This is a genomic window from Pseudomonas sp. MWU13-2517, assembly GCF_023242545.1.
Lineage (GTDB): Bacteria > Pseudomonadota > Gammaproteobacteria > Pseudomonadales > Pseudomonadaceae > Aquipseudomonas.
Map to the genome: position 1 here is coordinate 43,535 of NZ_JALMFA010000024.1, position 13,907 is coordinate 57,441.

Here is a 13,907-nt window from a genome sequence, read left to right on the forward strand (position 1 = left end):
TTGAACGCAAAACCAAGGATTTTTCATGACTGCCATCCCCACCCCTGCGCCCGTGGTTCCCGGGCGGCTGGAGCAAATGTCGACCCGTATCGCTTTTTTCATTGCCGGCTTCGGCATCGCCGCCTGGGCGCCACTGGTGCCGTACGCCAAGGAGCGTGCGCAACTCAATGAAGGTACGCTTGGCCTGTTGCTGTTGTGCCTGGGGGTAGGCTCGATTCTCGCCATGCCGGTGGCGGGCGTACTGGCGTCACGCTTTGGCTGTCGTCGCGTACTCGGCACTGGCACGCTCATGATCTGCCTGGCCTTGCCGATGCTGGCCACCGTCAGTTCGATTCCGTTGCTGATGGCCGGGCTGTTCCTGTTTGGCGCAGGCTTGGGCACAGTGGACTCAACCGTCAACCTTCAAGCGGTCATCGTTGAACGCGCCAGCGGTAAAACCATGATGTCGGGCTTCCATGGTTTGTTCAGCCTGGGCGGTATTGTCGGTGCCGCCGGTGTCTCCGGGCTGCTGGGGCTGGGTTTTTCGCCGCTGCAGGCAACCCTGGTAGTGATCGTCATCATGGTACTGGCCTTGCTCAAGGCCGGACCGCATTTGTTGCCCTATGGCAGTGAAAGCTCCGGGCCGGCGTTTGCCGTTCCCCACGGGGTGGTGCTGTTTATCGGCTGTTTGTGTTTTGTCGTTTTTCTCGCCGAAGGCGCCGTGCTCGACTGGAGCGCAGTGTTTCTCAGTGCGGAGCGCGGCCTGGACGAAGCCTACGCGGGTCTTGGCTATGCGGCATTTGCCCTGACGATGACTGCCGGACGCTTGACCGGTGACGCGATCGTGCGTCGCCTGGGAGCTACCCGGGTGATCGTGATCGGCGGCTCGCTGGCGGCCGCCGGCGTGTTCCTCGCGACGCTGTCTCCGGCATGGGAAATGGCCCTGTTGGGTTATGCGCTCGTTGGCGCCGGCTGCTCGAATATCGTTCCGGTGCTGTATACCGCCGTCGGCAAGCAAAACGTCATGCCGGAGCACATTGCCGTGCCTGCAATTACCACGCTGGGATACGCGGGTATATTGGCGGGGCCTGCCGTGATCGGGTTCATCGCCCACGGCAGCAGCCTGGCGACTGCCTTTCTGTTGATCGGCGGGTTGCTGGCAGCAGTGGCGGCCAGCGGCAAGATACTGCGGGTTTAACGCGACAGCAGGCGGGGGCGGCTTGGGCCGTTGAATGCGCTCATGCACGCCCTTCAGTTGCCCTTTTCCTTCCGGTCATTTTCCAGCCATCGATCAATGCTGTAGTTCTTCAGCCATCCCTCACTGTTGTGGCTGCCAAAAAGGCTGGTTCCATTGGCTTTGCTACTCTCCAGTGACGCCAGCAAGCCAGGCCGCTCAACCAGATTCCTGGCCAGATACACCTGCTGTTCGCTGTATTTTTTCCTGGGGAATCCAGTGGCCGCGTCCCGTACAACCTCACCTGTTTTGTCGGTTTCGTCAGGGTCCTTGCTCATCTCGAGCAGCTTGTCGGTCTTCACATATCGGTGTTTTTCAAAAAAGAAACTGTAGTCTTCCGATGTATCGCGTAGCTCGTCGAACATTCCCCTGAATGCCTTGACCACCTCTGCGTCGGTTTTCGAATGATAGGGATCCACGCTCTGCGTGTTCGGGTGGGTATTGCCGACCATTGAATCAGCAGCCCTGGAAAGGCTGTCGAGGGTGATAAAACCACCATTGGCGATGATCGCCTCATTCAGTCTGGGACGGTTGAGTATCTCTCGGGCCAACAGGATCGTGCGTTCGGCTATATCGCTCTGGTTCGGTTCTTCGCTGGCGATCTGCTGCAATGAACGCTGGGTCAGTTTTCCATCCTTCTTGAACGCGCCCAACATGGAAAATTCGTTTTTCAGGGCAGTTGCCAACAGATGATCGGCCGAGTTGACATAGGGGTTTACGGCAGTGGTCATTCGCCCGAAGGTATTTTGGCCGTCACCATGCGGACCCGCACCGCCCCTGGTGTTTCTGAAAAAATGATTGGAAGACAGGCCTGGCGCAGAAGATGTTCCGAGCGACTGGGCATCCACGCCCGTCGTAGGCGCGCCCCATGCAAAAGGCAGCCTGCGGCCTGGATTATTGATCCCGTCAGTCATGCTTCATACCCACCTTATTTAGATTCCGTAACCTGAGCCCGATTGCCCGACCGCCTCAAACACCTTGAGCGCCGGCGCTGCATACGCATGGTTTGTGTGGTTACGCGAAAATAATGGTTCCGCAAAACAACCGCTCATGGCCCGGAATATCCCCAGTAAAACTTGAGCATTTGTAACCACTCAATCCGTCCGCGTGTCGGCCCCCGAGGGCGTCTTCACATCGAAAACAGCTAGCGCTCCCGGCAGAACAATTTGCTCCAGAGCGTTGCGAAGGCTGACGGTGCAGAACGGGGCGCCGGCTCATCCCCAGACGCTCGGGCGCCTCTGTCGAAGTCCTCGGCGGTAGGCGCTTTGAAGCTGTTCTTGGGCGAGGAATTGAGATTGAGAGCCCGTGCTTTCACGCTCTGTTGAGCGGCGGCCTCATCGGCTGTTGCCGGCAGTGTCGAAGCGCTGTAACGCGAATGGCGAGGTTCAAGTGATGTCGAGTTCATGTGCCACGGCCTGACTCAATAGATGAGGACATCCACGGGTAACCAACCACCGGTGGATGTCCTCTGCATGGTGATCCTAGTGAAAGATTTCTGCGTATTTGAACGATGCGTTCCGCACAGATCTAGCCCAGCACCTTCAGCAACGTTTGCAACTCGCGACGGGAGATCATGTCATCACGCTTCGACTGGAAAAGGCTATCCATCGCCGCCTTGAGTTCCGGACGCGCCATGAGTTCTTTTGCCAAATGGATGAGTGCGTCCTGGGAAGCATTGCCCGTCGGCTGTTGCATCGCCAACTGGTCCAGCTTGCCGAGCTTGATCGAACGGGGAAAATAGCCGGTCGCCAACTTACCGAATTGATCGAGCAGCTCCTGGGCAAGTTGCTTATCGCTGTGAAGCTTCAGGGGATTGTCGGAGCGGATAAAGCTCTTGATGTCGGCTTTGGTTAAATGACCGTCCTCGATGCCGGTCTTGCCATTTCGATCGAGGGCCGCCAACAGGCCAGGATGCTGCAGCAAGTCTCGCGCCAGGCGAATATTCGCGTCTTTGACCGAATCACCGGTCAACGCTTGATTGGCCATTGCGCGCACACCGTCGGCCGTTACGCGCTGCAAAGGCGGCATCTTGAACGCGTGGTAATTATCCAGCAGTTGTTGGGCCAGGGCCGAGGGCTGAGCCGGATTGGGACGCGGCACAGGGCCTGGGTTCGGTCGTGCGCCCACAGGCAGCGGGCGCTGAGGTGGGCGTGAAGAATGACAATGGCCCGGGAAAGGTTTTTGCGCAGGTGGATCAAATACAGGCCCGCAATGCCCCCCCATTGGCGCGTAGTTCATGCCCTCCGGGTGTCGGGGACTGGATGACGTGCCGGGTCGCTGGGTGCCGGGGCCGGCACGTTCGTGGTCAACCTGCCCGGGTGAGCGAACGACTGTCTGATTGAATGCGGGGATCGACATAAGGTTCTCCAGTGCTGTGTATTGAGCGTCTTGCCTCACCGCAATCGTCAATCGCAAGCAGGCCATCTTGTGTGGCAGCAGTGCGGATATCGGTTCCTCACCGCGTTGAAGAATTCCACTCGGCGGTAGGAAGAACCTCTCGGTAGAAAAGGCGCACAACGAAAATCGCCGCCGCCCCTGTGCAGGGGAGGCGGCGATTTTTCGCTCAATTCAGGTCTAGAACCCGACGCTGGCCTGCACGAAGAAGGTACGAGGCTCGCCCAGGTACAACCCGGCATTATTGTCGCTGGAGCGCGTGTAGTGTTGCTGGTCGAAGATGTTTTTCACGCCGACACCCAACTTCAGGTTGGACAATTGCTCACCGAAGTCATACCCGCTGCGCACGTTGACCGAGACATAACCCGGGATATCACCGTACTGGCCATCGGCTGTGCCCTGGGTGATGTATGTGGTGCCAGTACCGGGTGCGCGTTGGCCGGACTGGGCGTAGATATCCAGGTTGTGAGTCCAGTGGTTGATGTCGTAACGCAGGCCCAGGGTTGCCACTTCACGGGAGTACAGCGGCAGATCACGGCCTTTGAAGGGCACGTCACCTTCGGAGGTAGCCTTGGTGAAAGTGAAGCCGGCGTTGGCGGTCAGGCCGTCCAGGCGCGCATCCAGGTTGGACAGGTCGTAGTGGGCCGACGCCTCGATACCGGTGTGCTTGGTGGCGCCGAGGTTGGTCCAGCCCACGTCGTTGCTGACGTATTGCAACTCATCCGAAAAGTCGATGTAGAACAGCGTCACTTCGCCACCCCACACGCTGTCGTTGTAGCGCGTGCCGACCTCGTAGGTCTTGGCTTTTTCCGGGTTCAGGCCGTTGGCGGTCTGGTTGCCGGTCCCCCCCTGGCCCAGTTGAAAGTACTGCAGGCTGCCGAATGAGGTTTCGTAGTTGGCGAACAGTTTCCAGGCATCGGAGACGTGGTACATCACGCTCAGGGCCGGCAACGGCTCGTTGTTGTGGATCTCGCGGCGTTTTTCCTCGGTACGCTTGCCGTTAAGGGCGACAACCGGGCGGTCGTGCCATTCGGTGCGGATGTCTTCGAAGCGAATGCCCGGGGTGATGGTCCACTTGCCGATATCGATTTTGTTATCGATATAAAACGCATTGGCCTCGGTGCCGCCGGTGCGGTCCTGATAGACATGTCCGTCACTTTGGCCGCCTGGCGTCGGCACATTGTTGACCAGGTTGAGACTGGTCGCCTGCTCGTGCATGCCTTCCTTGAGGTAACGGTAACCCAGGCTGACTTCCTGGGTGCTCGGGCCTACGTCGAAGACATGGGACACCCGTGGTTCGATGCCGAAGGTGTAGTAGGTACGCGGATAGGAGCCGAGGGTCTTCAGGTCGCGGTTGGCGATGTTGCTGCCACGGAAACTGTCCGAGTAGTAGGTCAACACTTCCGCCTGGGTACGGTCGTCGATCTGACGGATGTATTTGAAGGACACATCCTTGCGCCGCCCGCTGAAATTGTCCCAGTCACGTACCGATTGATACGGGTTGGCATCGAACTGCTTCTGGGTCAAGCCACCGGGCATATCGGCGCTGGCGTCGTAGTAATGGAAACTCAGCGAGAAGTCGTCTTGATCGGTCGGCGCCCAGTGGGTCTTGAAGATCACATCATCGATATCGTTGGAGTTATTACTGTTGCGATAGCCGTCGCCCTTGACGCCTGAGTACAGCAATGCCGCGCCGATGCCGTTGTCTGCCGTGCCGCCGACGAAAGCATTTTCGATGTGTTTCCAGCCGCCATGGGCCGAGGTTTCCAGGGTGGTACCGACGTCACCGGAGAACTTCTCGGGAATGGCGCGGGTTACGAAGTTGATCACGCCGCCAACGTTTTGCGGCCCATACCGCACGGAGCCGGCGCCGCGCACAACGTCGATGCTGTCTAGGTTGCCCGAGGAAATCGGCGCCATCGATAACTGCGGCTGCCCGTATGGGGCAAACGCTGCCGGAACGCCGTCGATCAGTACGGTGGAGCGTGGCGACAGGCGCGAAGTCAGACCGCGCACACCAACGTTGAGGGAAATATCACTGCCGCCGGTACCATTGGCTTCCTGCACCTGTACGCCAGGGATGCGACGCAGCACGTCACCAACGTTCATGGCGCCCTGCTCCACCATGGCTTCGCGACGCACGACCGTGCGTGCGCCCGGGTGGTTCTGCACCACTTCAGCATTGGCATCACCCAGCCAGTCGCCGACTACCTTGATATCGGTAACACCCAGTTCAACCGGGGAACCGGCTTCACCGGTGCCGCTGCTCACTGGGTGCAAGGTCACGGAACCGGCGTCGATCTGGTAATCCAGGCCGCTGCCCTGCAGCAATTGGCGCAGGGCTTGTTCCGGCGAAAGGTTGCCGTCAATGGCAGGTGCTTGTTTACCCGCGACCATGTCGGGGCTGAAGAACACTTGCAGGGAAGTCTGCCGGCCCAATTGGCTCAGCGCCGCGCCCAGAGGCTGGGCGCGGATGTGGATACCGTCGGCGGCGTAGGCTGCAGGCAGCGCGGCGCTGACCGCAAGCGCCAAGGCGAGAGGTGCCCAGCAGGAAATTTTATTTTTGTTCACGGCAAGTTTTTTCACGTCGAACCTAGTCCTGTGATCGCAAGAGTGCGCATCCGTTAATGCAAACCAGTTGCAGTTGCAGAAGAAGACGAAGAACTCGAAAAAAACCTGAATGTCAGCGCGAAATAATTTCCTGACTACCATCCGGCAGAACGCGCACCGCCACCGGCAAGATATGCGGCAGGGCTTTGAGCAGGGCGTCGGTGTCGCTGGATTTGAACACGCTGCTCAAGCGCAGGTTGCCAACTGCTGCTGTGCCAACCCGCAAGGGCCGCTCGCGGTAACGCGATACCTCCCGCGCTACATCACTCAGTGGGGCGTTGTTGAACACCAGCTTCCCACTGCGCCAGGCCGTCAGTTCATCGGGGTTCACCGCATAGGCAGTGGAGACTTGCCCCAAGGCATCGACATGGGTGCCGCGGCCCGCCGTCAGCGTCACGATCTGATCCGAAGCGCGCCCTTGTACCTTGACCGTACCGGCCTCGACTACGACGCGGGTCTGGTCGTCATCACGGCGTACATCGAAACGTGTGCCGGTGACGCTCACCTGCCCTGCCCCGGCCGCCACCACAAACGGGCGGCTGGTGTCATGTTCAACGCTGAACATCGCTTCGCCCTGCTTGAGTTCCACAGCGCGCCGGCCTTTTTCATAATGCACCGCAACCACGCTGCGGCTGTTCAGGTCCATCATTGAACCGTCGGGCAAGGCCACCTGCCGGTGCTCGCCCACGTGTGTGCTGAACTCGGCGCTGTAAGGCTTTGGATGATCAAGTCCGCTGAACAGGCCCAATCCCAAGGCGACCGCCACCACACTCGCGGCCGCCGCGTAACGCAAGACGGCGCGATGCTTGGGCCGCTTCACCGGGGTCTCGCATAGCGCCTGCAAGCGCGCCTTGGGCAACAAGTCCGTAGCGTTCCACACCCCTTGCAGCACATCGAATTCGTATTGGTGCTCGGGCCGCTGCGCACGCCACGCATCGAAACATTGGCGCTCTTCGTCGCTCAGCTCGGCGTCTTGCAGGCGTACGAACCATTGCGCGGCTTCGTCGCGAGCACGGCTATCCATCGTGGAAGATCCTGTTTCAAAACGGGTCATGGGGCCATCGCATCCAGGCGGTCACGCAGATGCCGCAGGGTGCGGATCATATACTTTTCCACCATGTTTTTAGACAACCCCAGGCGGTCCGCGATTTCCTGCTGAGTCAGGCCCTCGATTTTCTGCCAGATGAAAATCCTGCGGCAGTTGAGCGGCAACTCGGCCAAGGCCCGCTCGACGGAGTCCGCCAACTGGATCGCGTGCACGTAATGCTCCGGGTCTCCATTGTGGGACGAGCGCTGATCAACGGCATCCAGAGCCAAAGCCTCGCGACGGTCCTCGCGGCGATAGGCGTCCACTGCGATGTTGCGCGCCGTTTGATGCAGATAGGCACGCGGCTGCTCAACCTCTGTGGAACTCGACTCAAGCACCCGAACAAAGGTGTCGTGAGCCAGGTCTTCGGCCTGCTGACGATTTCTCAGGCGACGTGTCCAGGTGCCGATCAACTCTTCGTAGTGCTCGAAAAAGCCTGTTCTGCGGGGCGGCTGGGGAATCATCGCGTGAGCACTGGGAAGGCGGGGCGTGAATAATAATGCTTCCTATTAAGCAGGGCAATTGCCTGCCATCGTTCAGGTTAAAGCTGAACTTGTAGGCCGCAGCCCCTGTCCTCAGAAAGGACTCTCTTAGAACGGTGGGTGGGCAATGCAGATTTCCTTGCAGCAACAGGTGGCCCTGGTCACCGGCGCCAGCTCCGGGATCGGTGCCGGTGCGGCCAAAGCCCTGGCCGAAGCCGGTGCGGCCGTAGTGCTCAATTACAACTCCCAGGCCGCGCCCGCTGAAGCGTTGGCGGCGCAGATCAACGCCGACGGCGGCCGAGCGATTGCTATCGGCGGCGACGTATCCAAAGAGGCCGATGTCGAACGCCTGTTCGCCCAAACGCTCGACGCCTTCGGCCACCTCGACATCCTTGTCGCTAACTCCGGCCTGCAAAAAGACGCCAACCTGGTGGACATGACCCTCGAGGACTGGAATACCGTGATCGGCGTCAACCTCACCGGCCAGTTCCTGTGTGCCCGTGCGGCCGTGCGTATTTTCAATCAACAGGGCGTGCGCGACGGCGTTTCGCGAGCCGCCGGCAAAATCATCCACATGAGTTCGGTGCATCAGGTGATCCCCTGGGCCGGCCACGTGAATTACGCGGCGTCCAAGGGCGGCGTGGAGATGCTGATGCGCACCCTCGCCCAGGAAGTCAGTGAGCAACGCATCCGCATCAACGGCATTGCACCGGGAGCGATTCGTACGGCGATCAATCGTGCGGCCACCGAAGGCGCGGCTGAGAAAGAACTGCTCAAGCTGATTCCCTACGGGAGGGTCGGCGACGTGGAGGACGTGGCCAACGCGGTGGTCTGGCTGGCCAGTGATGCTTCGGACTATGTGGTCGGCAGCACCCTGTTCATTGATGGCGGCATGAGCCTTTATCCGGAGTTTCGCGGCAATGGTTGATTTCAAGAACGAACCTCAAAGTGCCATCGACGCCCACGGCATCATTGGCGATATGCGCAGCGCCGCACTGGTCAACGACAAGGGCAGCATCGATTTTTTCTGCTGGCCGGAGTTCGACAGCCCGTCGATCTTTTGCTCGCTGCTGGGTACGCCCGAGGCGGGTGCTTTTCAGCTCACCCCGGACTTGCCCGACGCCCGCCGCGAACAAATCTACCTGCCCGATACCAACGTATTGCAGACCCGCTGGCTCAGCGACGAAGCCGTGGTGGAGATCACCGATATGCTGGCCGTCAGTGAAGACGTCGACGACTTGCCGCTGCTGATTCGCCGAGTGCGAGTGGTCAGCGGCAAGGCCACGATCCACCTGCGCTGCGCCGTGCGCCATGACTATGCCAGGACGCCAACACACGCCAGCGCCGACGATGGCAGCGTGCTGTTTGCCGCCGACGGCCAGCCTGGCCTGCGTCTGGTCGGCAGCCATCCGTTGACACTCGATGACCATTCGGCGGTCGCCCGGTTTACCCTGAACCAGGAACAAGGCGCCGAATTCGTACTGGGCGCTGCAGACGATCCGCGCGTCACCAATGCCTGTACCGACCTGTACCTGGAGCGCACCTTGAAGTTCTGGCGCGGCTGGATTGCCCAGTCCAATTACCGGGGGCGCTGGCGCGAAATGGTCAACCGCTCGGCCTTGGCGTTGAAGCTTCTGACCTCACGCAAGCACGGCGCAATCATTGCCGCCGCCACCTTTGGCCTGCCGGAAACACCGGGCGGCGAACGTAACTGGGATTACCGCTACACCTGGATCCGGGATGCCTCGTTCACTGTCTACGCCTTCATGCGCCTGGGCTTTGTCGAGGAAGCCAACGCCTACATGCGCTGGCTCAAGGGCCGGGTCAGTGACTGCTGCAGCCAACCGACCAAAATCAATATCCTCTATGGCATCGACGGCCGCCAGGAGTTGCCCGAGGTCGAGCTGGATCACCTGGATGGCCATGGCGGCGCCAAGCCGGTACGGGTCGGCAACGAAGCGTTCGATCAGATCCAGCTGGATATCTACGGCGAATTGATGGATGCGGTGTACCTGGTCAACAAATACGGTGAGGCCATTTCCCACGAAGGTTGGAAACACACGGTGGAAGTGGCCGACCAGGTGTGTGAAATCTGGAATCAGAAGGACGTCGGTATCTGGGAAATGCGCGGTGAGCAACATCACTTTCTGCATTCACGGCTGATGTGCTGGGTGGCCTTGGACCGCGCGATCCGCCTGGCCTCCAAACGCTCGCTGCCCGCCCCGTTCGCCCGCTGGGACCAGACCCGCCAGGCGATCTATGCCGACATCTGGAGTAACTTCTGGAACGAGGAGCGCGGGCATTTTGTGCAGCACATCGGCAGCACGGCGCTGGACGGCTCAATGCTGTTGATGCCCTTGGTGCGCTTCGTTGCCGCCACCGACCCGCGCTGGTTGTCGACCCTGGAAGCGATCCAGAAAAGCCTGGTACGCGACGGCATGGTGTACCGCTATCGTAACGACGACAGCCAGATTGACGGCCTGCAAGGCACCGAAGGTGCGTTTGCCGCGTGCTCGTTCTGGTATGTCGAATGCCTGGCCCGTGCCGGGCAGGTGGACAAGGCCCATCTGGAGTTCGAGCAATTGCTGCGCTACGCCAACCCGCTGGGTTTGTATGCCGAAGAGTTTGACAGCCAGGCCCGGCATTTGGGTAACACCCCACAGGCGTTGAGCCATTTGGCGCTGATCAGTGCGGCGACGTTTTTGGATCGTAAGCTCAGCGGAGAGAAAACCGTCTGGCAGCCCTGACGTTTCGTCTAGAGTCTGAGGGCCCTAGGCCCCCATCAGAGCCCATTCATCGGAGCCCACTATGACTACGACCGCCCCGCTGCTTTCTGTGCGCACACCCATGCTCGATGTGGCCTATGAAGCCCACGGCGACGAAGATGGCGAGCCGGTAATCCTGCTGCATGGCTTCCCCTACGACCCTCGCGGCTATGATGAAATTGCACCGCCATTAGCCGAGCGCGGCTACCGGGTGCTGGTGCCGTACCTGCGTGGTTATGGTCCGACGCGGTTTATCCACGATCAGGTGATGCGCTCCGGGCAGCAGGCGGCGTTGGCCAAGGATCTGCTGGATTTCATGGATGCGTTGTCTATCCCGCGAGCGACATTGGCAGGCTACGACTGGGGCGGCCGCGCGGCGTGTATTGTCGCGGCGCTGTGGCCCGAACGCGTGCGCGGTTTGGTGACGGGGGATGGTTACAACATCCAGAACATCGCCCGTTCGCTCACACCGCGTGCGCCGCAGACCGAACATCGGTTGTGGTACCAGTTCTATTTTCACACCCAGCGTGGCGTGGACGGTTTGACCGCCAATCGCCACGCACTGTGCGAACTGCTGTGGCGGCTGTGGTCGCCGACGTGGACTCAAGGGCCGAGCCTCTACGACAAGACCGCGCCGTCGTTTGATAACCCGGATTTTGTCGAGGTGGTGATTCATTCCTACCGCCACCGTTTCATGTATGCACCTGGTGACCCGGCGCTGGAATCCATCGAGCAGGCGCTCGCGCTGCAACCGTCGATCTCGGTGCCCAGTATTTCACTGTGCGGTGCCGATGATGGTGTAGGGCCTGCTCCGGTGGAAGATGACGATGTGGAGCACTTCAGCGCTTTTTACCGGCGTGAAGTCTTGCCCGGCGTGGGCCACAATATTCCACAGGAAGCACCGCAAGCGACCCTGGCTGCCTTGCTGGAATTGCTCGCTTACGACACCGGCGAAAAACGCTCGCGGTAAGCCTGCGGCGTCACCGACAGCGCCCGTAGAAAACTGCGACGCAGGGTTTCTTCACAGCCGAACCCGCATTGCACGGCAATGCGTTTGATGGGCGTCGTACTGTCGGCCAATTGCCGGCGAGCGGCCTCCACCCGGATCAATTCGACCGCCCGCGCCGGGGTTTGCCCGGTTTCAGCGCGGTAATGGCGGACAAAACTGCGTTCGCTCATACACGCCTTGGCGGCCAGGGTTGAAAGGTTGAGGTCCAGGTTCAGGTTTTCTGCGATCCAGGCGTGCAACTCGGCAAAACGGCTATCGCCCTTTTGCAACGACAGCGCCACGCTGAACTGCGATTGCCCGCCTGGGCGCTTGAGGAAAACCACGAGGTGCCGCGCAACCTCCAGGGCAACGGCGCGGCCCAGGTCTTCCTCCACCAGGGCCAGGCACAAGTCGATACCGGCCGTCACACCGGCGGAGGTCCATACGGAGCCCTGCTGGATGAAAATCGGATTGGCCTCCACGGTCAGCGCAGGAAACTTGCGTGCCAGTTCTTCGCAGCGGGTCCAATGCGTGGCCACGCGGCAGCCGTCGAGCAAGCCGCTGGCGGCCAGCAGAAAGGCGCCGGTACATACCGAGGCCATGCGTCGGGTGTGCCGGGCTTTTTCGCGTACCCAGTCGACCAGAACCGGGTCTTCAGCAGCACCATAAACGCCCCAGCCACCGGCAATCACCAAGGTGTCGCCGGGCCTGTCGGCGGGCGGCAGCGGTTCGGCCAGCAATGCCAGGCCGGCGGAGGTCTTGACCGGCGCCGCCTGGGCAGCGATCACCGACACCGCGTAGGGCAGCGGCAAGCCGCGCTGACGGGCAAGGTCGTTGGTAGAGGCAAACACTTGCAACGGCCCGGTGACGTCGAGCACTTGTGCATTATCGAAAGCGAGCACGTGGATGATTCGAGGCATGATTGGCGTGATCTGTGGCTTTAATGGCGTATACGCCAGAGCCTAGGCCTCTAGAGTGAAGCCGTCCACCCCTTCTTCTGGAGCTTCATCCATGACTTTGCAGATCGGCTTTCTGTTGTTCCCCGGCATCCAGCAACTGGACCTGACCGGTCCCTATGACGTGCTGGGCTCACTGCCGGATGTGAAGCTGCACCTGGTATGGAAAGACCTGGCGCCGGTCACTTCCAGCACCGGCCTGGTGTTCACGCCGACCATGACCTATGCCGATTGCCCGCGCCTGGATGTGATTTGCGTGCCCGGCGGTGCAGGCGTGGGCGCGTTGATGGAAGACCCGCAGACCCTGGACTTTCTCAAGGAGCAGGCGCAAACGGCGCGCTACGTGACGTCGGTGTGCACCGGCTCGCTGGTGCTCGGCGCGGCGGGTCTGCTGCGCGGACGCAAAGCCACCACCCACTGGGCTTATCACGATTTACTCGCGCCGCTCGGCGCAATCCCGGTGCAGGCACGTGTGGTGCGTGACGGCAATTTGCTGACCGGAGGTGGCATCACTGCCGGGATCGACTTTGCCCTGACCCTGGCCGCCGAGTTGTACAGCGAAGCCGCCGCACAGTTGGTCCAGTTGCAGATTGAATACGCACCGGCGCCGCCGTTCGACTCCGGCAGCCCCGACACCGCGCCCCAGCATGTGCTGGAAGAAGCGCAGAAACGCACGGTGGAGTCGCGTCGGGTGCGTGGTGAAATTGTGGCCCGGGCAGCCGCGCGTTTGAGCTGATGCAACTGCTCAGGCTGGGCGTGACATCACCGCCAACCGCGCAGCCAAGAGCATCAGTACCGTCGCCAGGCCCCACTTCTGGAGCCTGGCGCTCTGGCTGGTCCCGGCAAAAAATCGGCTGAGCGCACCGCCAAAAATCCCCAGCAATACATGAAACACGCCCGCGATCAGGGTCAGGACGCCTCCCAGCACCAACAATTGGATCGCGATGGAGCCTGCCTCGGGCCTGACGAACTGGGGCAGGAACACCATGAAAAACAGCAGCGCCTTGGGATTGAGCAAACTGTTGAGCATGGCCTGCAGGAACACTTGCCCCAAACGCACACGACAAACCTGGGCCACGTCCAGACCGGCATTTTTTTGCAACGTCTTGTACGCCAGCCACAACAAATAGATCACCCCGGCGTAGCGAATCAAATCAAACGACGGCGGCCAGCTCGCCACCAACGCGGTCAGGCCGGTGGCGGTCAATACCGTCAACAGCACATCCGCTACGCAGATCCCCAGGCTCGAAGCCACGCCACCGCGCCAGCCATGACTCACACCATGACTGATAACAAACGCCATGTTCGGCCCCGGTGACAACAGCAACAGCAAAACAGCGCCTGAGAAAACCGCCAGGGTTGCCACGTCGATCATGTTCACGCCATCCAGCCAGGAAAGCCCTCAGATTAAT

12 protein-coding genes are annotated in these 13,907 nt (G+C 60.5%); 5 read left to right on the forward strand and 7 right to left on the reverse strand.

The annotated features are described in order from the left end of the window. Positions 1-25 precede the first annotated feature (25 nt). Positions 26-1,177, forward strand: a complete 1,152-nt coding sequence (locus M5B97_RS26725; RefSeq protein ID WP_248733160.1) for an MFS transporter — start codon at positions 26-28, stop codon at positions 1,175-1,177. 53 nt (positions 1,178-1,230) lie between these two features. Here M5B97_RS26725 and M5B97_RS26730 read toward each other — a convergent pair whose 3' ends face one another. From M5B97_RS26730 to M5B97_RS26750, 5 genes are all read right to left on the reverse strand, one after another. After that, positions 1,231-2,127: a hypothetical protein gene (locus M5B97_RS26730; RefSeq protein ID WP_248733161.1), complete on the reverse strand. Its 897-nt coding sequence runs from the start codon at positions 2,125-2,127 to the stop codon at positions 1,231-1,233. Positions 2,128-2,740: 613 nt separating this feature from the next. Next, complete coding sequence (locus M5B97_RS26735; RefSeq protein ID WP_248733162.1) at positions 2,741-3,199, reverse strand: hypothetical protein; 459 nt, start codon at positions 3,197-3,199, stop codon at positions 2,741-2,743. Positions 3,200-3,787: 588 nt separating this feature from the next. Beyond that, entirely contained in the window at positions 3,788-6,193 is a 2,406-nt protein-coding gene (locus M5B97_RS26740) for a TonB-dependent receptor (protein WP_248733163.1), read from the reverse strand. A 97-nt stretch (positions 6,194-6,290) separates the two neighbouring features. Further along, entirely contained in the window at positions 6,291-7,241 is a 951-nt protein-coding gene (locus M5B97_RS26745; RefSeq protein WP_248733164.1) for a FecR family protein, read from the reverse strand. Between the two features lie 26 nt (positions 7,242-7,267). Then, entirely contained in the window at positions 7,268-7,768 is a 501-nt protein-coding gene (locus tag M5B97_RS26750) for a sigma-70 family RNA polymerase sigma factor (protein WP_123715252.1), read from the reverse strand. Positions 7,769-7,913: 145 nt separating this feature from the next. Between M5B97_RS26750 and M5B97_RS26755 the strand changes: the two genes are divergently transcribed. From M5B97_RS26755 to M5B97_RS26765, 3 genes are all read left to right on the forward strand, one after another. After that, positions 7,914-8,714: a glucose 1-dehydrogenase gene (locus M5B97_RS26755; RefSeq protein WP_248733165.1), complete on the forward strand. Its 801-nt coding sequence runs from the start codon at positions 7,914-7,916 to the stop codon at positions 8,712-8,714. Beyond that, positions 8,707-10,533 carry a glycoside hydrolase family 15 protein gene (locus tag M5B97_RS26760; protein ID WP_248733166.1) on the forward strand — a complete coding sequence of 609 codons (1,827 nt, stop codon included), beginning with the start codon at positions 8,707-8,709 and terminating at the stop codon, positions 10,531-10,533. The genes M5B97_RS26755 and M5B97_RS26760 overlap by 8 nt, the downstream gene beginning before the upstream one ends. A gap of 61 nt (positions 10,534-10,594) precedes the next feature. Further along, entirely contained in the window at positions 10,595-11,521 is a 927-nt protein-coding gene (locus M5B97_RS26765; protein WP_248733167.1) for an alpha/beta hydrolase, read from the forward strand. On the opposite strand, the gene M5B97_RS26770 is transcribed toward M5B97_RS26765, so the two are convergent. Then, positions 11,491-12,459 (reverse strand): GlxA family transcriptional regulator, encoded by a 969-nt coding sequence (locus M5B97_RS26770; protein ID WP_248733168.1) that lies wholly within the window; start codon positions 12,457-12,459, stop codon positions 11,491-11,493. The two genes, M5B97_RS26765 and M5B97_RS26770, sit on opposite strands and share 31 nt — an antisense overlap. A gap of 91 nt (positions 12,460-12,550) precedes the next feature. Between M5B97_RS26770 and inhA the strand changes: the two genes are divergently transcribed. Further along, positions 12,551-13,231 (forward strand): isonitrile hydratase, encoded by a 681-nt coding sequence (gene inhA, locus M5B97_RS26775; RefSeq protein WP_123715248.1) that lies wholly within the window; start codon positions 12,551-12,553, stop codon positions 13,229-13,231. Between the two features lie 9 nt (positions 13,232-13,240). On the opposite strand, the gene M5B97_RS26780 is transcribed toward inhA, so the two are convergent. Next, positions 13,241-13,870, reverse strand: coding sequence for a LysE family translocator (locus M5B97_RS26780; protein ID WP_134660652.1), 630 nt, complete (start codon positions 13,868-13,870; stop codon positions 13,241-13,243). Between the last annotated feature and the right edge of the window lie 37 nt (positions 13,871-13,907).